The following is a 20990-nucleotide window of genomic DNA, read 5'->3' on the forward strand; positions in this document are numbered from 1 at the left end:
GAGAAGAGAGTTGAGTGATGGAACGGATCGGCTTGATCGGAGCCGGCCGGGCCGGGTCCGCCGTGGGAGCAGCCTTGGCGGCAGCCGGACATCCCCTGGTCGGTGTCACCGCGCGGTCGGACGCGTCTCTGGAACGCGCCGCCCGCCTACTACCTGGCGTACCGGTGCTGACGGCGGATGAGGTCGCGGACCGCGCCGAGGTGGTGCTGGTCGCCGTACCGGATGACCTGATCCGCGAGGTGGCGCAGGAGCTGCCGTTGCGCGCTGGGCAGTACGTCGTACATCTGTCCGGAGCGCATGGGCTGGAGCCGGTGGCCGGGCTGAGTGCGACGCCGGTCGCGCTGCATCCGTCGATGACCTTTCCCGGTGGGCCTGTGCGGCTGGACGGGGTCATGTTCACCGCTACCGCGCCAGACTCGGCTCAGGGGGTCGTGGAGCGGCTGGTGAAGGCGGTGGGTGGACAGGTGCAGTGGGTGGCCGATGAGCAACGTGCGCGCTACCACGCCGGGCTGGTGCACGGTGCGAACCACTTGACCACGCTGGTCACCCAGGCGGTCGGTGTCCTGCGAGAGGCCGGTGTGGCCGATCCGGTCGCGACACTGCGCCCGCTGCTGACCGCAACCCTCGACAACACGCTGCGGGCCGGTCATCATGCGCTCACCGGGCCGATTGCCCGGGGCGACGTCGAAACCGTCGCGGCACACCTGGCAGCACTGCGCACGGGGATGGATCGCACAAGGACTACCTACGCCGAGCTGGCTCGCGCGACAGTGGAATTGACTGCGGCGGACGGCCGGCTGGACGCGGCCACTGCCGACCGGTTCACCGAACTGCTCGACGGGCATCCGGCGGTAGCGGACCCGGCCGCCGACCGTCACCCGACAGCACCGGACCGGACAACACCGCAGGATCGGACAGCGCAGGATCGGACAGCGCAGGATCGGACAGGGGAGGCACCGCGATGAGACTCACCCAGACCAAGGCCGAGCTGCGAGCAGCGACCGCGATCCGGCCGCGCGCGGTGGTGATGACGATGGGCGCGCTGCACGAAGGCCACGCGGCGCTGCTGGCCGAGGCGCGCGAACGGGTCGGACCCGAGGGCAGCGTGGTCCTGACAATCTTCGTGAACCCGTTGCAGTTCGGGCCGTCGGAGGACTTCGACCGGTACCCGCGGACGCTGGCCAGCGACCTGGCGATCGCCAAGAGCGAGGGTGTCGACCTGGTCTTCAACCCGTCCCGCGACGAGCTGTACCCGAACGAGCCGTCGGTCACCGTGCATCCAGGCCCACTCGCGGACGAACTCGAAGGCGTGTTCCGCCCGGGGCACTTCTCCGGCGTACTCACCGTGGTCTCGAAGCTGCTGCACCTGACCGCGCCGGACATCGCGTTGTTCGGCGAGAAGGACTACCAGCAGCTGACGCTGATCCGCGAGATGGTGTGCGACCTGGACATGGATCTGGACGTGATCCCGGTGCAGACCGTACGTGAGGCCGACGGGCTGGCGTTGTCGTCACGCAACCGCTATCTGAGCGAGACCGAGCGTGACGAGGCGCTGGTGCTGTACCGGGCGCTGAGCGCCGGCGCGAAGGCCGGGATGAACGGCCCGGACGCGGTGGTCGCCGCCGCACAGGCCGAACTCGAAGCAGTACCGTCGGTGAAGATCGACTACCTGGCCCTGCGCGCACCCGATCTCGGCCCGGTGATCGGCCCCGGCGAGGCGCGGATGCTGATCGCGGCCCGGGTAGGTCTGACTCGTCTCATTGACAACATTTCCATCACCCTCAGATGAATTCCGTTGATACGGTCGCCGAATGACCGTGCCTGCAGTTCCGCAGCGGCTGGCTGCGCCGGAGCCTGGTTGGACCGACAGTGCCGACGTAGTGGTGATCGGTTCCGGCGTGGCCGGCCTGACTGCTGCTTTGAAGGCTCGTGAGTTGGGGTCCGTGCTGGTGGTGACGAAGGATGTCGTCGCCTCCGGGTCCACGCAGTGGGCGCAGGGCGGGATCGCCGCCGCGCTCGACCCGGAGGACTCGCCGGAGGAGCATCTGCAGGACACCCTGGTCGCCGGCGCCGGGCTGAGCGACCCGGAAGCGGTCCGGGTGCTCGTCACCGAGGGCCCGGAGGCGGTGCACGACCTGATCGACCTGGGCGCGCGCTTCGACACCCTGGCCGACGGTGAGATCTCGCTCGGCCGCGAGGGCGGCCACCACCGGAACCGGATCGCGCACGCGGGCGGTGACGCGACCGGCGCGGAGATCGAGCGGGCGCTGGTCGCCGCGGTCAAACGCGCCAAGGACATCCGCATCATCGAGCACGCGCTCGTACTCGACCTGCTGACCGCCGCCGACGGCGCGATCGCCGGCGTCACCCTGCACGTGATGGGTGAGGGCCAGCTCGACGGCGTCGGCGCGATCCGGGCCCGGGTCGTCATCCTCGCCTCCGGCGGGCTCGGACAGTTGTACGCGGCAACGACCAACCCGAGCGTGTCCACCGGCGACGGGATGGCACTCGCGCTCCGGGCCGGCGCGAAGGTGCGGGACCTGGAGTTCGTGCAGTTCCACCCGACCGTACTGTGGCTGGGCAAGAGCGCGAAGGGCCAGCAGCCGTTGGTGTCCGAGGCGGTGCGAGGCGAGGGCGCGTTCCTGGTCGACCACACCGGCAAGCGGTTCATGCTCGGCCGGCACGAGCTCGCCGACCTGGCGCCGCGGGACATCGTGGCGAAGGCGATCATGCGGCAGATGCTTGCCACCGGCAAGGATCATGTCTACCTGGACGCCCGGCACTTCGGCGACGAGAAGTGGCGGGTCCGGTTCCCGACCATCCTCGCGTCCTGCCGGTCGCACGGCATCGACCCGGTCCGTGAGCTGATCCCGGTCGCCCCGGCCTGTCACTACTCGTCCGGTGGCGTCTGGACCGACCTGAACGGTGAGACGTCGGTGCCCGGGTTGTACGCCTGCGGCGAGGTCGCCTGCACCGGCGTACACGGAGGGAACCGGCTCGCCTCGAACTCGTTGCTCGAAGGCCTGGTGTTCGCCCGCCGGATCGCGGCGCATCTCGCCGCCGGTCTGCCCGAACAGCGCGATCCGGTCGAGGACACGCGTACGCCCGGGCTCGTCGACGCGGACATGGTCCCCGAGCTGCAGCGCGCGATGACCGCCGGCGCGGGCGTGATCCGGAGCGCGGCCGGCCTGGCCGAGGCGGGCGCGACGATCGCCAAGCTGATCGAGCTGCCGTACGACGAGCCGGGTACGCCCGGCTGGGAAGCCACCAACCTGGTGACGGTGTCCGCGGCCCTGATCGCGGCCGCGACCGTCCGTGAGGAGAGCCGCGGCGCGCACTGGCGCGAGGACCACCCGGATCGCGACGACCGGAACTGGTCGGGCAGTCTGGACCTCACGTTGCCCGCGGTGCGTGACCGAGCTGTGCCCAAAGCGACGTTTGTACCGCGTGAATCCGAGGAGAATGACCGGCATGGATGAGACAGTCGACCGGCAGTGGGTCGGGGACCTCGTGCGGGCAACCATCGAAGAGGATCTGGCCGGCGGGGTGGACGTGACCACCACCGCCACCGTCGACCCGGACCAGGTGTCCGTCGCGGAGCTGGTGGCGCGGGCCGATGGCGTCGTGGCCGGGCTGGAGATCGCCGAGCTGGTGCTTCGTCAGGTCGCCGCCCCGGACGTGCCCGAGATCGAGTACAGCGTGCGCGACGGCGCGTCCGTACGCGCGGGTGACGTGCTGATGACGGTCCGGGGCAAGACCCGGCAACTGCTCACCGCCGAGCGCACCACGCTGAACCTGCTCTGCCACCTGTCCGGTGTGGCGACGCTGACCCGGCGCTGGGTGGACACGGTCGAGGGCACCGGCGCGATCATTCGCGACACCCGCAAGACGATGCCGCTGCTCCGTTCGCTGGAGAAGTACGCGGTCCGCTGCGGCGGCGGGCAGAACCACCGGATGGCGCTGTCCGACGCCGCGCTGATCAAGGACAACCACGTGATCGCCGCCGGCGGGGTCGCGGAGGCGTTCCGGCTGGTCCGCAAGACGTTCCCGGACATCTCGATCGAGGTTGAAGTCGACTCGATCGAGGACGCGCTGATCGCGGTCGAGTCCGGCGCGGAGCTGATCCTGCTGGACAACATGGCCGTTCCGCTGCTGCGCGAGGCGGTCGAGAAGGTGGCCGGCCGGGCCCGGCTCGAGGCCTCCGGTGGCCTGACCCTGGACACGGCCCGAGCGGTCGCCGAAACCGGCGTCAACTTCCTGGCCGTCGGCGCACTGACGCACTCGGCCCCCGTACTCGACATCGCGCTGGATCTGCAGGAGGCCTGATGCTGCTGGCCGTTGCCGTCGAGAACACCAGGACGCTGGTCGGCCTGGTGTTCGAGGGCACGGTCAAGCGGCACTGGTGGGTCGGCACGGACCCGCGGCGTACGGCGGACGAATGGGCCGTGCTTTTGCAAGGCCTGCTGACCGGCGAGGCGCCGGTGTCCGGGATCGCGGTGTGTTCAGCCGTGCCGCATGTCCTGCACGAGCTGCGCGAGGCCGTCGGGCGGTACTACCGGAACGTACCGAGCGTGGTGGTCGAGCCTGGCGTGAAGACCGGTCTGCCAGTGCTGGTGGACAATCCGCGGGAGGTCGGTACGGATCGGATCGCCAACGCGCTGGCGGCGGTGCACAAGTACGGCGCGCCCTGCCTGGTGGTCGATGTCGGTACCGCGATCACCATCGACGTCGTCAGTCCGGCCGGCGCGTTCAGCGGCGGAGTGATTGCCCCAGGCATCGAAACCGCGAGTGACGCGCTCGGTCGGGCGGCCGCGCAACTGCGCCGGGTCGAGCTGGTCCGGCCGCGCTCGGTGGTCGCGAAGAACACCGTCGAGGCCTTGCAGTCCGGCGCGATCCACGGCTTCGCCGCCATGGTCGACGGACTGCTGGCCCGGATCCGGCAGGAACAGTCCCTTCCCGCCGGCACCACCGTCGTACTGACCGGAGCCCTGGCGCCACTGCTCGCCGACCAGCTCAGTACGCCGATCCACAACGAACCGCTACTGACCTTGCACGGCTTGTACTACGCGTACGCCCGAAATTCAGGTGCCTGAGGCAACTGAACTGATGGGGCGGCCGACGGTCAGCGCCGTCCGGAGGTTCTCCGGGAGACCGCTGAAGACGGAGTCCGGTTGGGTTCCGGTGGCGTCGAGGGTCTTGGAGAAGAAGGCCCGGGCCGCTGCGGTGAGGGCGATGTCGAGTACGTCACCGTCCGACAGGCCAAGAGCTTTCAGCTCGTCGATGTCCGTTTGGGTGACCGCGTCGGCGCCGAGCGCTACCTTACGGGCGAAGGACATCACCGCCTGATCGACCGGGTCCGTCGGCGCTGCGTCCGCCAAGGCCGTGACCTCGTCGGCGCTGAAGAACTTGTCCGCCAGGATCTGGCCGTGCGCGAGACTGCAGTAGCTCGACTTCAGCGCGGTCGCCGCCGCAAGCGTGGCCAGCTCGTACCGGCGCAGGTCCATGGACTCCTTGATCGCGCCGTTCAGCTGCTTCCACGCCTCGTACACGGCCGGTCTGGCCGCGAACGTGCGGACGAAGTTGGGTACGTGCCCGGCCGCCGCCCGGTTCCGATCGAAGAACTCCGGGTCGTCGGGTGTGTCGATGAAAGCCATCCTGGTTCCCCCTTTGTGGCTGCTCTCACGGTAGATCCGCGATACCGATCCGGCAACGGCAGTGGGGAGTACGCACTCGCTACTGGGTAAGGTTCACCCGGACGTGAGGCAGCGGAGACGAGGTGGTCGGAGTGCGGCGCTTTCTCGCCGTGGCACTGGTGGTTCTGGCGGGGAGTGCTTCGCTGACCGCCTGTTCCTCCGACCCCGCGCCTTCCGACGTCGCGGTCGCCTGGGCACCGAACGGACGGCCCGCCGTCGTGGTGACCTGGCAGGACGGCGGTCAGCCGAACCGGATCACGATCGAGGGCGTGCTCAGCGAGAGCCCTTCGTACGTGAAGTACATCCCGGTCGGTGACCCGAACCGGTGGGAGATCCCGACGTCGGCGTTCCCACCGGACGGCAACTACAAGATCGCGGTGGCGACCGGTACCTCACAGGGCGGTATGACCAGCAAGCTGACCCGCTCGCCGGTGTTCGACACCGACGGCCCGGTCCGGCCGAACACCGCGACGGTCGCGGCCCAAGGCCGGGGCGTACTGATCAACTGGTCGGTGCCGGTCGCGCCGCAGGACTTCACCCCGAACGATCCGCTCGACGTCACCGGCAAGAAGACCCAGCGGTACGTACCGATGATCGGCCGGCCCGGTACGACGCTGAAGGCGATCGGTCCGGCGACGACGTCGAACCAGCAACTGATCAAGAGCATCAAGCCGCCGTACGTCTTCCAGCTTCGTACCCAGAACGAATGGGGTACGCGGATGGGCGGGCAGGTGCTCGGCCTGACCAGCTCGATCAGCGGGTCGGTGCCGCCGCTGGCGCAGTTCAGCGTGCCGATCCGGGTCAAGGGCCGCGTCATCCTGCAGCAGGTCGGCTGCGATCCGGAGGCGAAGTGCGGTACGCAGCGCGCGACGCCGGCCGGCGTACCCGTCGTGGTGCTGACCCAGGTCACCCCGGGCGCGCGCTGGACGCCGGCGGCGCGGGGCGTCACGAGTGGCGGTGGGTACTACGACATCGCCGTACCGACCGGGGGCAGCCGTCCGTACAAGATCACCGTGCCGGTGTACGCGAAGCCCGGGATGATCACGGGCGAGTCCTCCAGCAGACCGGGGTACACGCGGTCGGTCGTACGCGTCGCGTCGGCCGGGTTCGCGGGTGGTGAGACGGCGAAGAAGGCCGGGTCGATGGTGGCCGTGGCGATCGCGGTGAAGCCGGCCATGAGTACGACCGTGATGCTGCAGGTCTGGAACCGGCAGGCGCGGACCTGGACCAACGTGAAGGCGATGCCGATGCGGCAGGGTCAGGCCGCGCTGGCCTTCAAGGCCGGCCAGGCGGGGGACTTCGTGTACCGGTTCGTGGTCCCGGGCGCGATGATGTTCGGCCGGCCGATGGACGGCGCGACCACCCCGGGACTCGCGCTACACGTCCGCTGACTCGGTCGCCGGGCCGGTCTCGGCCGGTGCGGCCGGTGCGGTCGTCGTCGCGGCGGCCGCCTGCTCGCGGCGGCGCTTGCGGACCTTGTGTACGACGTACAGCGCGACCGCGACGACCGCGACCGCGATCAGCGCGCCGACCGACACCCGGCCGAAGATCTTGTCCGCGTTGTCGCCGATGTTGTACGCGACGACGCCGATCGTGGTCGACCAGGCGATGCCGCCGGCCGCGTTGGCGACCAGGAACTTCGGGTAGTTCATCCGCAGCATGCCCGCCATCGGGCCGGCGAAGATCCGCAGCAGTGCGACGAACCGGCCGAAGAACACGGTCCAGACGCCGTACTTGTGGAAGTACTTCTCGGCCCGGGCGATCCGGTCCTCGGAGAAGTGGTGGAAGCGTCTGCCGAGCCGTTCGAACAACCGGCGGCCGGCCTTGCGGCCGATGAAGTACCCGATCGAGTCACCGACGATCGCGCCCAGCGCGGCGGCCAGGATGACGAACTCGATCTTCAGGTGGTGCTGCTGCGAGGCGAGCAGCGCGGCCGCGATCAGCGTGGTCTCACCGGGCAGCGGTACGCCCATGCTCTCGACGCCGATGACGAGTCCGACCACCAGGTACGCGAGCACCGCGACACCGGACGGGATGGCGATTGCCTGCGCTATCAGCAGTGGTTCCCCCATGTACCCATGGTGACATCGTCAGGCAACCGCTTTCGTGCCGGGGCAACAATCCCAGGGACTAGCCCCGGGAGATTTCAGGGTTGTGCCCGTTCTCCGACGGCAACTCGGCCGGTGGCTTCGGTGCCGGCGTGTTGGCACCGGTGTCAACGGTGAACGCCTTGGTGACGTTCTGCAGCGCGGTGGTGACCTCGGACGGGATGACCCAGAACGTGTTGCCGGGTCCCTTGGCGAGCTCCGGCAGCATCTGCAGGTACTGGTACGCGAGCAGCTTCGGGTCCGGGTCGTTGCGGTGGATCGCGTCGAACACGGTGTCGATCGCCTTCGCCTGGCCCTCGGCGCGCAGGATCGCCGCCTGCCGGTCGCCCTCGGCCGTCAGGATCCGGGCCTGCCGCTGGCCCTCGGCGGCCAGGATCGCGGCCCGCTTCTCCCGCTCGGCCCGCATCTGCTTCTCCATCGACTCCTTGATCGACGGCGGCGGTTCGATCGCCTTCAGCTCGACCCGGTTGACCCGGATCCCCCACTTGCCGGATGCCTCGTCCAGTACGCCGCGCAGGATCGAGTTGATGTGCTCGCGCGAGGTCAGCGTCTTCTCCAGGTCCAGCGCGCCGATCACGTTCCGGAGCGTGGTGACCGTCAGCTGCTCGATCGCTTGGATGTAGTTCGCGATCTCGTACGCGGCCGCGCGCGGGTCGGTGACCTGGAAGTACAGCACGGTGTCGATGTGGACCACCAGGTTGTCCTCGGTGATCACCGAGTTCGGTTCGAACGACACCACTTGCTCACGCAGGTCGATCAGCTGCCGGGGCCGGTCGACGAACGGGATCACCACGTTCAGACCGGGTTCGAGGGTACGCAGGTACCGGCCGAGGCGCTCGACGTTGCTGGCCCGGGCCTGCGGGACGATCCGGACCGTCCGCAGTACCAGCGCGACGGCGAGCAGGGCGACGACCAGCCCGATGATCAGTTCGGCCATGGCTCCTCCTGGGGATGGACGAGGGCGGTGGCCCCCTCGATGGCGAAGACGTCGACCCGGGTACCGGCGGGGATGAGCAGGTCCGGGTCGTAGGAGCGCGCGCTCCACTCCTCGCCGCCGATCCGGACCCGGCCGGTGTCCCGGTCACAGGTCGCGAGCACGACGGCCTCCCGGCCGACCAGGGCGGCCACGCCGGTACGGATCAGTGGATGCCCGGTCAGGTGCCGGCGCGCCACCGGCCGGACCAGCGTGATCAGCGCGCCCGCCGTGGCGGCGAACGCGACCACCTGGAAGCCGGTGCCCAGCCCCAGCCCGGCGGTACCGGCCGCGGCCAGCGCGGCGACGGCGAGCAGGAGCAGGTCGAAGGTCGCTGTCATCAACTCGGCCGTGCCGAGGACGGCGGCGACGATCAACCACAGAAGCCAGGACTGCATGACGACCACCCGACGGCGGAAATACCTCTACTTCGAAGGTACTCCTGGATACGGCCGGAAACAGCTAACGGTTCAGCTGTCTTCGGGCGGTTTACCGAGTGGTACGACCGCGTACAGTGAGCCGACCGCCCGGCTACCGGCCGGGTGGTCGCTCTGGGTGCGGTGCTGCTTGTAGCGGTCGACCAGCTCGCTCAGCTCCTGGCCGAAGCGCACCGCCTCGTCGTGCGTCAGCCACAGCCGGGACCGGCTCATCATGCTGATGTCGTCCCACGGGTCCTCGTCGGACAGCTCCTCGAACTGCGCCAGGATGCGGTCCACGGCGGTCCGCATGATCGCCTGCCCGGCGAGCCGGCCGGCGCCGGCCGAGGTGGAGTCGATCCGCAGGCTCGCGGCCTTCGATCGCCACGGCCGTTCCCGACCGTCGGCGGTCTCCTCGGCGCGCTCGATGATTCCCCACTTCTCCAGCGCGCGCAGGTGGTAGCTCATCGCCGACGGCGTCAGGCCGGCCAGCTCGGCGCACTCGGTCGCGGTCAGTACCCGGCCGTTGTAGAGCTCGTCGATCACCTGCTGCCGGGCCGGGTGGGCCAGGGCACGGATCGCCTGCGGGTCGCTGATCACCACCACGCGCTGCTGCTTCGCCACCAGGGCAGCGTAGCGAACGCCTTGACCGTCCAAAGTCTGAAGTGTTTACTTCATAATTGTGAAGCAAACACTTCAGACCTCGATCTGGTCGTACCGGGACATCCGGCTGGTGCTGCCGGCCCGGGCGTTGTCGTACGCGGGCGACGCGATCGCGATGATCGCGCTCACGCTGCGCGTCTCGGACGGGCACGGTCCGGCCGCCGTCACCGCGTTGCTGCTCGCGTTCGCCGTGCCGACGGTGGCGATGATCCCGTTCGCCGGGCGGATCGTGGACGGGTTCGACTCGCGTACGGTCCTGGTCTGGTCGGGGCTCTTGCAGGTGATCGCCGGGGTTGGACTGGCTCTGGTGCACGACCTCGTACCCACGTTGTTGCTGGTGTGCGTGCTTCAGATCGGTCAGGCGGTTTCCGGGCCGGCGTGGGGCGCGCTGATCCCACGGATCGTCGGCGAGGAGCTGATCGGTCGGACTACTGGAGTAAGCCAGGCGCTGGTCGGTGTCGCGACACTGGCCGGGTCGGCGGCCGGCGGGCTGCTGGTTGGGTGGTCCGGGAGCCGCGGGGCCTTGCTGGTCGACTCCGCGACGTTCCTGGTCCTGGTAGTAGTGGCGGCGCTCGTACGCACCCGTCGGCGGCCTGAGCCGGGTGCCGACGTTGAGAAGGGCGGTGTGTCCGCCGGACTGCGGTCCATCTTCGGGGACGGCGTACTGCGCATCCTGGTGCCCGGACTCTGGGTGTTCGTGCTGGTAGGCGAGGCCGTCAACGTGGTCGAGGTCTTCCTCATCACTGGTGAGCTGGGACTCGGTCCGAGCGGCTACGGCGCTGCTGGTGCTGCCACTGGAGCCGGTGCGATCCTCGGCGCCTGGTACAGCGGCCGGCTGCGGAGTGATCGGACCAGGACCCGCGGCGTGGTCGCTGGGATGGCAGCCATCGGTACGGCGTGTGTGGTGATCGGATTGGCCGGCAACTTCGCCGTACTCCTGGTCGGTGCCACTGGGATCGGTCTGGGCAGCGGCATGCTCAACGCGGCAACCAGTGCGCTGGTAGTGACTCGGTCGAGCGATGCGGTGCGCGGGCGGGTGATCGCGGCCCTGAACGGCACTGCCCGTTCGTGCAGCATCTTCGCCATGCTGCTGGGCGGTCTGGCCGGTACGTTGCTCGGTCCGCGGGGCACGTTCGTGACCGGTGGAGTGGCGTGCGCGGTGGCTGCTGCGGCAGTCGGAGCACTGGTCGTACGAGTAAAGGATTCGGAGCTGGAGGTGATCAGTCATTAGCCTTTGCTTATGACTGATGCACACGTGGACCCGGTGAACCCCGACAACGGGCAGGACGACCTGCCCGAGCAGATGCGGGTCCGCCGGGAGAAGCGTGACCGCCTGCTGGCGGAAGGAGTGCAGCCGTACCCCATCTCCGTGCCGCGGACGCACCTGCTGAAGGACCTCCGCGCCAAGTACGACGCGCAGGAGCTGGCCGCGGACACTCGCACCGGCGAGCAGGTCTCGGTAGCGGGCCGGGTGATCTTCCTGCGCAACACCGGCAAGCTCTGCTTCGTACGGCTCCGTGAAGGCGATGGAACCGAGCTGCAGGTGATGCTGTCGCTGGCTGACGTCGGTGAAGAGGAGCTGGCCCGGTTCAAGCAACTCGTCGACATCGGCGACCTGCTGTCCGTGCAGGGCGAGGTGATCACCAGCCGGCGCGGTGAGCTGTCGGTGCAGGTGACGGCCTGGCAGATGGCCGCCAAGACGCTGCGCCCGCTGCCGAACGAGCACAAGCCGCTGAGTGAAGAGGCCCGTGTCCGGATGCGGTACGTCGACCTGATCGTCCGCCCGGAGGCGCGCGACATGGTCCGCGCCAAGGCGGCGGTGCTGAAGGCGCTGCGGGCGACGTACGACGGGCATGGCTTCGTCGAGGTCGAGACCCCGGTGCTGCAACTCACCAACGGTGGCGCGGCGGCGCGGCCGTTCAGTACGCACCTGAACGCGTTCGACCAGGAGATGAAGCTCCGGATCGCGCTCGAGCTCGACCTCAAGCGCGCGATGATCGGCGGCGTCGACCGGGTGTACGAGATCGGCCGCACGTTCCGCAACGAGGGACTGGACTCCACCCACTCGGCGGAATTCTCGATGATCGAGGCGTATCAGGCGTACGGCGATTACGACACGATGGCCGAGCTGATCCAGGAGCTGATCCGGAACGCCGGTGCCGCGATCGGCCGTACCTCGATCACCGCGCGGGACGGGCAGACCATCGATCTGGCCCGGCCGTTCCGGCACGCGACGCTTTTCGGGTTGCTCTCCGAAGCGGTCGGCGAGCAGGTCGACGTGAGCACCGATCTGGCCACGCTGACCAAGTTGGCCGAGCAGCACGACGTCGAGCTGCAGCCCGGCCGGAATGCCGGCGAGATCGCCGTCGACTTGTTCGAGAAGCTGGCCGAGCACACCCTGATCCAGCCCACCTTTGTCCGCGACTATCCGGAGTCGGCACGCCCGTTGGCGAAGCCGCACCGGGAAATTCCGGGCCTGGTCGAGGCCTGGGACCTGTTCGTGAACGGCGTCGAGCTCGGGGTCGCGTACTCCGAGCTCAACGACCCGGTGATCCAGCGGGATCGCCTGCAGGCACAGTCGATCCAGGCCGCGGCCGGCGATCCGGAGGCGATGGAGCTGGACGAGGACTTCCTCCGCGCGATGGAATTCGGGATGCCGCCGGCCGGTGGTATGGGGATGGGCCTGGACCGCTTGGTGATGCTGCTCACCGGTGCCGGTATCCGGGAGACGATTCTCTTCCCGTTGCTCCGGCCGGAGTGATTCCGCCGCCGGCCGGCGTGATTCCGCGAATCCCGGACCGGTTCGTTGCATAGCACAACGGACCGGTTCCGCGAATTCCGGGGCCCCGGTTTTTGTCCGGGTCTGCGGCCGGCATTCCGGTCCGGCCGGTTTCGGATCGGATGAATACGCAAAGTCACGGCCGCGGTACGGCGGCGATGAATGACAGGACGCCGGTTTGTGCGGTACAAATCAGGTGCTAACAATTCGGCAGGGGGATTGTGCCCGGTGACGGGCGCGGAAAGGACTGTCATCGATGGCGCAAAGGGTGCAGGTGGTCCTCGAGGACGATCTCGACGGCGGAAAGGCCGACGAGACCGTTACCTTCGGGCTGGACGGGACGACGTACGAGATCGATCTGTCCAAGAAGAATGCCGCCAAACTGCGCGACGCCCTGGCCGCCTACGTCGGCTCCGGCCGCCGGGTTTCCGGCCGGCGGGGTGGCGCGGGCCGGGCCCGGGGCCGCGGCCGCTCGGCCTCGGACTCGGCGGACATCAGGGCCTGGGCCAAGGACAACGGCTACGAGGTCAGCGAGCGTGGCCGGATCTCCGCGGAGGTCCGGGCGGCGTACAACGACGCCAAGTAATTCCGCCCACTTCAGCACTGCGGTCCCGGCGACCCCTTTACGGGTTGCCGGGACGGATCAGGCGGGGGTGTGTCCACAAAAAGCGTGGACACACCCCCGCCCTCTCTGTCATGAGGAGCTTCGCTCCGTGGGACCGTCCGCATTCCGGTTGTTTCACAGAGTGGGACAGAGTGCGCCCGGGCGTGTCGGCTCCGGTCACTGAGTGGACAGGTAGTTCCGGGAATTCGCTGGTGGCGAACACGGCGATCACCGGCGCGTACCCGGGAACACCTTGGTGATCAGGGCGGTTGTTCCCTTGTGATGCCGCCCGCGCGGCCGACGGAACAGTGATCGGGTGTTCGCCGAGAGCGAGCCTGTCGGCACCGGGGACTAGCATGCAGGTACGGGGGTCGGCCTACACGGCACGTCCGACTCCTCTGAGGCAAGGAGCGCTTTGGCGATGTTTGAACGATTTACGGACCGCGCCCGTCGGGTAGTCGTCCTGGCTCAGGAAGAGGCCAGGATGCTCAGCCACAACTACATCGGGACCGAGCACATCCTGCTCGGCCTGATCCACGAGGGTGAAGGGGTCGCCGCCAAGGCTCTCGAGAGCCTGGGTATCTCGCTCGAGGCCGTTCGCTCCCAGGTCGAGGAGATCATCGGCCAGGGGCAGCAGGCGCCGAGCGGGCACATCCCGTTCACCCCCCGCGCCAAGAAGGTGCTGGAGCTCTCCCTGCGCGAGGCCCTGCAACTGGGCCACAACTACATCGGCACCGAGCACATCCTGCTCGGCCTGATCCGCGAGGGTGAGGGCGTCGCCGCGCAGGTCCTGGTCAAGCTCGGCGCGGACCTGAACAAGGTCCGGCAGCAGGTGATCCAGCTGCTGAGCGGTTACCAGGGCAAGGAGACGACCACGGCCGGTGCGCCCACCGAGGGTGCGCCGAGCAGCTCCCTGGTGCTCGACCAGTTCGGCCGGAACTACACCCAGTCCGCCCGCGAGGCGAAGCTCGACCCGGTGATCGGCCGGGAGACCGAGATCGAGCGGGTCATGCAGGTGCTGTCCCGGCGGACCAAGAACAACCCCGTCCTGATCGGTGAGCCGGGCGTCGGCAAGACCGCCATCGTGGAAGGTCTGGCCCAGCAGATCGTCCGTGGTGACGTCCCGGAGACGCTGAAGGACAAGCAGATCTACTCGCTCGACCTGGGCGCGCTGGTGGCGGGCTCCCGCTACCGCGGTGATTTCGAGGAACGCCTGAAGAAGGTGCTCAAGGAGATCCGTACCCGCGGCGACATCGTGCTGTTCATCGACGAGATCCACACCCTCGTCGGGGCCGGTGCGGCCGAGGGCGCGATCGACGCGGCGAGCATCCTGAAGCCGATGCTGGCCCGCGGTGAGCTGCAGACGATCGGCGCGACCACCCTCGACGAGTACCGCAAGTACGTCGAGAAGGACGCCGCGCTGGAGCGCCGGTTCCAGCCGATCCAGGTGGCCGAGCCGTCGATCGCGCACACGATCGAGATCCTCAAGGGCCTCCGCGACCGGTACGAGGCGCACCACCGGGTGACCATCACCGACGCCGCGCTGGTGAACGCCGCGCAGATGGCGGACCGGTACATCTCGGACCGGTTCCTGCCGGACAAGGCGATCGACCTGATCGACGAGGCCGGCGCCCGGCTCCGGATCCGCCGGATGACCGCGCCGCCGGACCTGCGCGAGTTCGACGAGAAGATCGCCACCGTTCGCCGGGAGAAGGAGTCGGCGATCGACGCGCAGGACTTCGAGCGCGCCGCCCGGCTCCGGGACGACGAGAAGAAGCTGATCAACGCCAAGTCCGAGCGCGAGAAGCAGTGGAAGGCCGGCGACATGGACGTCGTCGCCGAGGTCGACGAGGAGCTGATCGCCGAGGTGCTCAGCACCGCGACCGGCATCCCGGTCTTCAAGCTGACCGAGGAGGAGTCCTCGCGGCTGCTGGACATGGAGAAGGTGCTGGCCAAGTCGTACATCGGCCAGGAGGACGCGGTGAAGGCGCTGTCGCGCTCGATCCGGCGTACCCGCGCCGGGCTCAAGGACCCGCGCCGCCCGAGCGGCTCGTTCATCTTCGCCGGCCCGTCCGGCGTCGGTAAGACCGAGCTGTCGAAGGTGCTGACCGAGTTCCTGTTCGGCGACCAGAACGCGCTGATCAGCCTGGACATGTCCGAGTACTCGGAGAAGCACACCGCGTCCCGGCTGTTCGGTTCGCCGCCTGGGTACGTGGGCTACGAAGAGGGCGGCCAGCTGACCGAGAAGGTCCGCCGCAAGCCGTTCTCGGTGGTGCTGTTCGACGAGGTCGAGAAGGCCCACCCGGACATCTTCAACTCGTTGCTGCAGATCCTGGACGAAGGTCGCCTGACCGACGCCCAGGGCCGGGTGGTCGACTTCAAGAACACCGTCATCATCATGACCACCAACCTGGGTACGAAGGACATCGCGAAGGCGGTCTCCCTCGGGTTCGCGCAGGCCAACGACGCCACCGGCTCGTACGAGAAGATGAAGGGCAAGGTGACGGAGGAGCTGAAGCAGCACTTCCGCCCCGAGTTCCTGAACCGGGTCGACGAGATCGTGGTCTTCCACCAGCACAGCAAGGACGACATCGTCAAGATCGTCGACCTGATGCTGGCCCAGGTGGAGGAGCGGCTGAAGGACAAGGACATGGGGATCGAGCTGACCCCGGCGGCGAAGGCACTGGTCGCCGACCGCGGCTTCGACCCGATCCTCGGTGCCCGCCCACTGCGCCGCGCGCTGCAGCGCGACGTGGAGGACGTGCTGGCCGAGAAGATCCTGTTCGGGGAGCTCCGCCCCGGCCAGATCGTGCTCGTCGACGTCGCCCCGGAGGGCACCACCAACTCCGACGGCCTGACCGAGTACTTCACCTTCACCGGCACCGAGAAGTCCACCACCTCGGACCTGGAACTGACCGACCTGACCACCGGCGGCGGCAACACCGGCGGCACCACCGGCATCCAGGACTCCTAACCCTCCACCCGAACAGATCGGCCCGGCACCCCAAGGTGCCGGGCCGATCCACGTTCACCCCCCACCGGGTGCCGGGCCGATCCACGTTCACCCCCGCCGGGTGCCGGGCCGATCCACGTTCACCCCCGCCGGGTGCCGGGCCGATCCACGTTCACCCCCGCTTTCCGGCCGCCGACCGCCCCTCCCCTCCTCGCCATTTGAGGGGTGAACCTCTTCGGTTGTCCCTTCACCACCCGCAGGCGGCCCGTGAAGGGACAGTTTCAGACGTTCACCTCTCAAATGGCGGGGTGGGGAAGTGGTACAGGCCGGATCGGTTTTTGGGCGGGTGGTCAGTACTTTGGCGGGGGGTGGGGTATCGCGGGGACACGCTGGATTTGCGTGTGGGGCTACTGAATGGTCGTATCGTCCTGCGGAGCGTGATCAGTTTGGTATCGGAGTGGGTTTCGCGGGGCTCCGGTTCGATGGGAAAATCTCGCGACTCCTGACGAAGCAGTTACCTACCGCCTGGCTAGCGCGTTGTAACCCTGTGACCACGCTGTTCGGACCCGGACTGTCGGAAAGGGGGCCGGTGATGGAATCATCTCGTCGCATGGACGCTCCGCGTCTGCCGCTGACCCAGGAACCGGTCGCCGACACCGGTTCCTTTGGCGTGCGGCAGGCGGGCGGGGTACTGGAGCGGGCGCAGCGGATCGCCGACACGTTGCGCGAACAGGCCGAGCTGGAGAACGATGCCGCCCGGGACGAGGCGAGCCGGCTCCGGGCCGCGAACGAGCGGCTGAAGGCCGAGGCCGAGAGTGCGGCGCGTAAACAGCGCGCGGATGCGATGGCGGCCGCGCAACGGGTGCTGAGCGACGCTGAGCGGGCCGCTGAGCAGCTCCGGACCGAGTCCACGGCCGATGCCGAGCAGGTCCGCTCCGAAGCCGCCCAAGCCGCCGCCGAGCTCCGCGCGACGGTCGCCGCCGAAGTAGCCAAACTACGCGCCGACGCCGAAGCAGCAGCCGACCACCTGAAGTCCGAAAGCGAGAGCACCGCGGAGCGGGTGCGCGCGGAGAGTGTCGCGGCCGCCGAGCAGCTGAAGCAAGACAGCGAGGCTGAGGCTGAGCGGGTCCGCAGCGAAAGCGTCGCCGCCGCCGAGCAGTTGAAAGCGAACAGCGAGCGTGCCGCCGCCGAGCTGAAGGCAGAGAGCGAGCATGCCGCGCAGCGGCTGAAGCAGGAGAGTGAGGCTGACGCTGAGCGGGTGCGCGCCGAGAGTGTGGCCGCTGCGGAGCAGTTGAAGGTGGAGAGCGAGCGCGCTGCCGCGGAGCTGAAGGCGGACAGTGAGAGCACCGCGGAGCGGGTGCGGGCTGAGAGTGTGGCCGCGGCCGAGCAGTTGAAGGTGGATAGTGAGCGGGCTGCCGCGGAGTTGAAGGCGGCTAGTGAAGGGGCTGCTGAGCGGGTTCGGGTTGAGTCTGAGGCGGCGGCTGGGCGGCGGGTGGTGGGGGCTGAGGGGGAGGCGGCTCGAGTCAAGGAAGAGGCTGCTGGGCTGCTGGAGGAAGCTCGGTTGGCTCGGGAGTCGGCGCAGGCGGCGGTGGAGCGGGCCGGTAAGGAAGCTCAGCAACTGGTCGCGGACGCGGGGGAGCAGGCGGCGCTCGTCTCGCAGGCGGCGGTACGTAACGAGGCGGACGTGATCGCCCGGGCCGAAGCCGAGGCGAGTGAGCTGCGGTCCGCCGTCGAGCGTGAGGTGGAGGCGGCGCGGGAGAAGTCCCGGGTGGAGATCGCCGAAGCACATGCCGAGATCGAGCGGCTGCGCGGCGAGAACCGGACCGAGCTGGAGCGCCGCACCGCGGAGCTGGAAGAGACCGAGCGCGCCAAACTGGCCTCGATCTCGCTGGAGATCGAGAAGCTGCGGACCGAGGCCGTCGCCGGGCTCGCCGCGGACAAGGCCGAGGCGGAAGCCGGCAACGAGCGCCTGATGGCCGACGCCCGCGCCCAGGCCAAACTGGTGGTGGACTCGATCGAGGCGGATCGCCGGTCCGCGGCCGCCGAGGCGCAACGCATCCTCGAGGACGCGAACAAGGCGGCCGAAGTGGCGCTCGCCGAGGCCGAGAAGCAGACGCGGTGGAGCAAGAAGACGGTCGACGACCTGGTCGGCGCGGCCGAGTCGGAGGCGCAGTCGATCCGCGACCAGGCCGCCGCCGACGCGGCCGAGCTGCTCCGGAGCAAGCGCGCGCATCTGCGCCGCGTCGTCGGCCGCTCGACCAGCCGGCTCAAGCAGACCCAGGAAACGATCGCCCGGGAGAACGCGGAGCTGACCCAGCTCGCCGAGACGACGCTGTACTCGGCCGGCGAGCAGGCGGAGTCGACGATCGCCGCGGCGAAGCAGGAGGCCGAGAAGGTCACCGCTCAGGCACAGGCGCGGGCCGACCGCTTGAAGAACACCGCGAGCCAGGACGCGAGCGAGATCATCGAGCGGGCGAACCGGCGCGAGGCCGAAGCGCAGCAGAGTACGCAGGTGCTGCGTGAACGTGCCGCGAACGACCTGGCCGAGTCGCAGCGCCAGGCGCACGAACTGATCCGCAAGTCCCGGTCCGAGGCGCAGCAGATCGAGGCGCAGGCCCGGGAGCACGCCGATACGCTGCGGGCCCAGGCCCGGAAACTTCTCGCCGACGCCGAGGCGAGGGTCGCCGCGCTGAACCAGCGCCGCGACGAGATCACCAAGGAGCTCACCCAGCTTTCGGGTGTGATCGAGGCACTCGCTGTACCGGGGTTCCGCCCAGGTGGTGGAATGTCCTCCAGTGAGGGTTCCACGGGGGAATCAGGATGAGGACGTGACAGCCAGATCCTCGTCAGTGACAATGTGTGATCCACCCACCATCGAAGTGAGCATCGGAAAAACATGAGCAGTGAAAGCCCAACCCCGTTCCGTACCGTTCTGCGTGGCTACGAGCCTGCCCAGGTGGATCAGCACATCCGTGAGCTGACCACCTCCCTGACCGCTCTGCAGCAGCAGTCGGAGCAGCTGCAGCGGCACGTCCAGGAGCTGCAGTCCCGCACGGACGCGGCGGAGGCCGCAGTCATCTCCGCCCAGGAGGACTCCAAGGACCGCGCGCCGACCTTCACCGAGTTCGGTGAGCGGGTCGCGAAGATCCTGTCGCTGGCCGACGACGAGGCCCGCGACCTGGTGACCCGTGCGCGGACCGACGCGGAGGCGATCGTCGCCGACGGCGAGTCGCACGCGAAGAAGGTCCGCAAGGAGGCCGAGCAGTACTCGCTGGACTGGAAGAGCGAGGTCGACGCCGAGGCCGCCCGGATCCTGGAAGAGGCCCGGACCCAGGCCGACGACATGCGTGACGAGGCCGAGCGCGACGCCACCGCGCGCCGCAGCGAGGCCCAGGCGCTGTACGAGCAGGAGCGGGCCAAGTCCGCTCAGGCAGCGGCTGCCTTCGAGACCACCCTGGCCGAGCGCCGGGGCAAGGTCGAGCAGGAGTTCGCGGCCCGGACCGCGCTGGCCGAGCAGCAGCTGGCGGCCGTCACCGACCGCGCCGCGCAGGTGCAGCGCGAGGCCGACCGGTCCCGTTCCGAGGCCGAGCGGCTGTCCCAGCAGCAGCTGGCCGACGCGAACCGGCAGGCCCAGGAGATCGTCGCGGCCGCGAAGGACAAGGCCGAGCGGATTCGCGCCGAGTCCGAGCGTGAGCTGGCCGCGGCGACGCAGCGCCGGGACAGCATCAACGCGCAGCTGACCAACGTCCGCCAGATGCTGGCGACGTTGTCCGGCGGCAGCCCGGCGATGTCGCTCGACCTGCTGGCCGAGGACGACGAAGGCGCCACCTCCGGCAGCAAGAAGAACTGAAGCACCAGTAAGAAGCCGGCTCGAGCCTCTCGAGCCGGCTTCTTGGTTCAGGTGGGCAACCGGTAGCTGTTGCCGGCGAGTGGTTCGACGAGGCCGTCGGCGACCAGGCCGTCGAGGGCACGTTCGCGCTGGACTGCGTCTGGCCAGCACGCATCCAGGGCTGATTTGGGTACGGACGTGTCGGCGGCGCGCAGTACGGCGAGCAAACGCCCGCGCGCCTGACGGTCCGTACCTTCGTACGTCTGCCCGCGCCGCGGCGGTCCGTCGTACGGCGGGCTGCCCGCGAGGACCCAGGCACATTGCGAGCGGATCGGGCACTCGGCACAGTGCGGCGTACGCGCCGTGCACACCAACGCGCCGAGTTCCATCGAGGCGACGGCCCAGCGGGCGGCGGTGGGTTCGTCGGCCGGCAGCGCACTGACGGCGAGCCGCTGATCGGCCGCGGTGGGGGAGATGGCCGGCTGCGCGACGCCGGTCAGCGCACGAGCGAGTACGCGGCGGACGTTGGTGTCGACGACCGCGTGCCGCTGCCCGAACGCGAATGACGCGATCGCCGCGGCCGTGTACGTGCCGACTCCTGGCAGCGCGAGCAGTTCGGCGTGGTCGTCCGGTACGTCGCCGCCGTGCCGCTCCACGATCGCCTGAGCGGCCGCGTGCAGCCGGAGGGCGCGCCGGGGGTACCCGAGCCGGTCCCAGGCCCGCACGGCCTCACCAGGCGCCGCTGCGGCCAGGTCCACCGGCTTCGGCCACCGCTCCAGCCACTTCTGGTACGCCGGCAGCACCCGGTTGACCGGAGTCTGCTGCAGCATGAACTCACTGACCATCACCGCCCACGGGGTCGCATCAGGCTCCCGCCAGGGCAGCACCCGCGCGTTGGCGTCGTACCAGCGCAGTACCGCGTCGTGAATGGGCAACGGCGAGCCTGAGTGGTCTTGCACGCAGCCGATATTA

At 69.0% G+C, this 20990-nt stretch carries 18 protein-coding genes; 12 read left to right on the plus strand and 6 right to left on the minus strand.

The window, feature by feature from the left end; genetic code table 11:
- The first annotated feature begins 17 nt into the window (after positions 1-17).
- Genes HDA44_RS29455 through HDA44_RS29475 form a run of 5 tightly spaced genes read left to right on the plus strand, consistent with a single transcriptional unit; the run spans position 18 to position 5093 of the window.
- Positions 18-965, plus strand: a complete 948-nt coding sequence (locus HDA44_RS29455; RefSeq protein WP_184839932.1) for a Rossmann-like and DUF2520 domain-containing protein — start codon at positions 18-20, stop codon at positions 963-965.
- On the plus strand, positions 962-1789 hold the full coding sequence (panC, locus tag HDA44_RS29460) for a pantoate--beta-alanine ligase (RefSeq protein WP_184839933.1): 828 nt from the start codon (positions 962-964) through the stop codon (positions 1787-1789). The genes HDA44_RS29455 and panC overlap by 4 nt, the downstream gene beginning before the upstream one ends.
- A 22-nt stretch (positions 1790-1811) precedes the next feature.
- Positions 1812-3479 carry an L-aspartate oxidase gene (locus HDA44_RS29465; RefSeq protein ID WP_184839935.1) on the plus strand — a complete coding sequence of 556 codons (1668 nt, stop codon included), beginning with the start codon at positions 1812-1814 and terminating at the stop codon, positions 3477-3479.
- Positions 3472-4326 carry a carboxylating nicotinate-nucleotide diphosphorylase gene (gene nadC, locus HDA44_RS29470; RefSeq protein ID WP_184839937.1) on the plus strand — a complete coding sequence of 285 codons (855 nt, stop codon included), beginning with the start codon at positions 3472-3474 and terminating at the stop codon, positions 4324-4326. Before HDA44_RS29465 ends, nadC begins: the two co-directional genes overlap by 8 nt.
- Complete coding sequence (locus HDA44_RS29475) at positions 4326-5093, plus strand: type III pantothenate kinase (RefSeq protein WP_184839939.1); 768 nt, start codon at positions 4326-4328, stop codon at positions 5091-5093. The genes nadC and HDA44_RS29475 overlap by 1 nt, the downstream gene beginning before the upstream one ends.
- On the opposite strand, the gene HDA44_RS29480 is transcribed toward HDA44_RS29475, so the two are convergent.
- Positions 5082-5654, minus strand: coding sequence for a carboxymuconolactone decarboxylase family protein (locus tag HDA44_RS29480; RefSeq protein WP_184839942.1), 573 nt, complete (start codon positions 5652-5654; stop codon positions 5082-5084). The genes HDA44_RS29475 and HDA44_RS29480 overlap by 12 nt on opposite strands.
- 131 nt (positions 5655-5785) lie before the next feature.
- Here HDA44_RS29480 and HDA44_RS29485 point away from each other — a divergent pair, with 131 nt between their 5' ends.
- A complete protein-coding gene (locus HDA44_RS29485) occupies positions 5786-7084 on the plus strand; it encodes a hypothetical protein (RefSeq protein WP_337906554.1) in 1299 nt (432 codons plus the stop codon).
- Here the strand turns inward: HDA44_RS29485 and HDA44_RS29490 are convergent.
- The 4 genes from HDA44_RS29490 to HDA44_RS29505 form a co-directional block, all read right to left on the minus strand.
- The gene (locus HDA44_RS29490) at positions 7070-7765 is read right to left on the minus strand and encodes a DedA family protein (protein ID WP_184839947.1); all 696 of its coding nucleotides are present in this window, start codon (positions 7763-7765) and stop codon (positions 7070-7072) included. The genes HDA44_RS29485 and HDA44_RS29490 overlap by 15 nt on opposite strands.
- Before the next feature lie 58 nt (positions 7766-7823).
- Entirely contained in the window at positions 7824-8738 is a 915-nt protein-coding gene (locus tag HDA44_RS29495; RefSeq protein WP_238352580.1) for an SPFH domain-containing protein, read from the minus strand.
- Complete coding sequence (locus HDA44_RS29500; protein WP_184839949.1) at positions 8726-9172, minus strand: NfeD family protein; 447 nt, start codon at positions 9170-9172, stop codon at positions 8726-8728. The genes HDA44_RS29495 and HDA44_RS29500 overlap by 13 nt, the downstream gene beginning before the upstream one ends.
- Before the next feature lie 72 nt (positions 9173-9244).
- A complete protein-coding gene (locus HDA44_RS29505; RefSeq protein ID WP_202887628.1) occupies positions 9245-9814 on the minus strand; it encodes a helix-turn-helix domain-containing protein in 570 nt (189 codons plus the stop codon).
- A 58-nt stretch (positions 9815-9872) separates the two neighbouring features.
- Between HDA44_RS29505 and HDA44_RS29510 the strand changes: the two genes are divergently transcribed.
- The 6 genes from HDA44_RS29510 to HDA44_RS29535 all read left to right on the plus strand — a co-directional run bounded on the left by HDA44_RS29510 (position 9873) and on the right by HDA44_RS29535 (position 20039).
- Positions 9873-11084: an MFS transporter gene (locus HDA44_RS29510; protein ID WP_184839953.1), complete on the plus strand. Its 1212-nt coding sequence runs from the start codon at positions 9873-9875 to the stop codon at positions 11082-11084.
- Positions 11085-11093: 9 nt separating this feature from the next.
- The gene (gene lysS / locus HDA44_RS29515; protein WP_184839955.1) at positions 11094-12614 is read left to right on the plus strand and encodes a lysine--tRNA ligase; all 1521 of its coding nucleotides are present in this window, start codon (positions 11094-11096) and stop codon (positions 12612-12614) included.
- Positions 12615-12888: 274 nt separating this feature from the next.
- Positions 12889-13218, plus strand: a complete 330-nt coding sequence (locus tag HDA44_RS29520; RefSeq protein WP_184839957.1) for a histone-like nucleoid-structuring protein Lsr2 — start codon at positions 12889-12891, stop codon at positions 13216-13218.
- A gap of 439 nt (positions 13219-13657) precedes the next feature.
- On the plus strand, positions 13658-16210 hold the full coding sequence (locus HDA44_RS29525) for an ATP-dependent Clp protease ATP-binding subunit (protein ID WP_184839959.1): 2553 nt from the start codon (positions 13658-13660) through the stop codon (positions 16208-16210).
- Positions 16211-16799: 589 nt separating this feature from the next.
- On the plus strand, positions 16800-19013 hold the full coding sequence (locus HDA44_RS29530) for a kinetoplast-associated-like protein (RefSeq protein ID WP_238353603.1): 2214 nt from the start codon (positions 16800-16802) through the stop codon (positions 19011-19013).
- A gap of 72 nt (positions 19014-19085) precedes the next feature.
- Positions 19086-20039, plus strand: a complete 954-nt coding sequence (locus HDA44_RS29535; RefSeq protein WP_184839963.1) for a DivIVA domain-containing protein — start codon at positions 19086-19088, stop codon at positions 20037-20039.
- A 47-nt stretch (positions 20040-20086) separates the two neighbouring features.
- Here HDA44_RS29535 and HDA44_RS29540 read toward each other — a convergent pair whose 3' ends face one another.
- A complete protein-coding gene (locus tag HDA44_RS29540) occupies positions 20087-20977 on the minus strand; it encodes an A/G-specific adenine glycosylase (protein WP_337906559.1) in 891 nt (296 codons plus the stop codon).
- Positions 20978-20990: the final 13 nt, after the last annotated feature.

This window comes from Kribbella solani, assembly GCF_014205295.1.
In the GTDB taxonomy this organism is placed as follows: Bacteria; Actinomycetota; Actinomycetes; order Propionibacteriales; family Kribbellaceae; genus Kribbella; species Kribbella solani.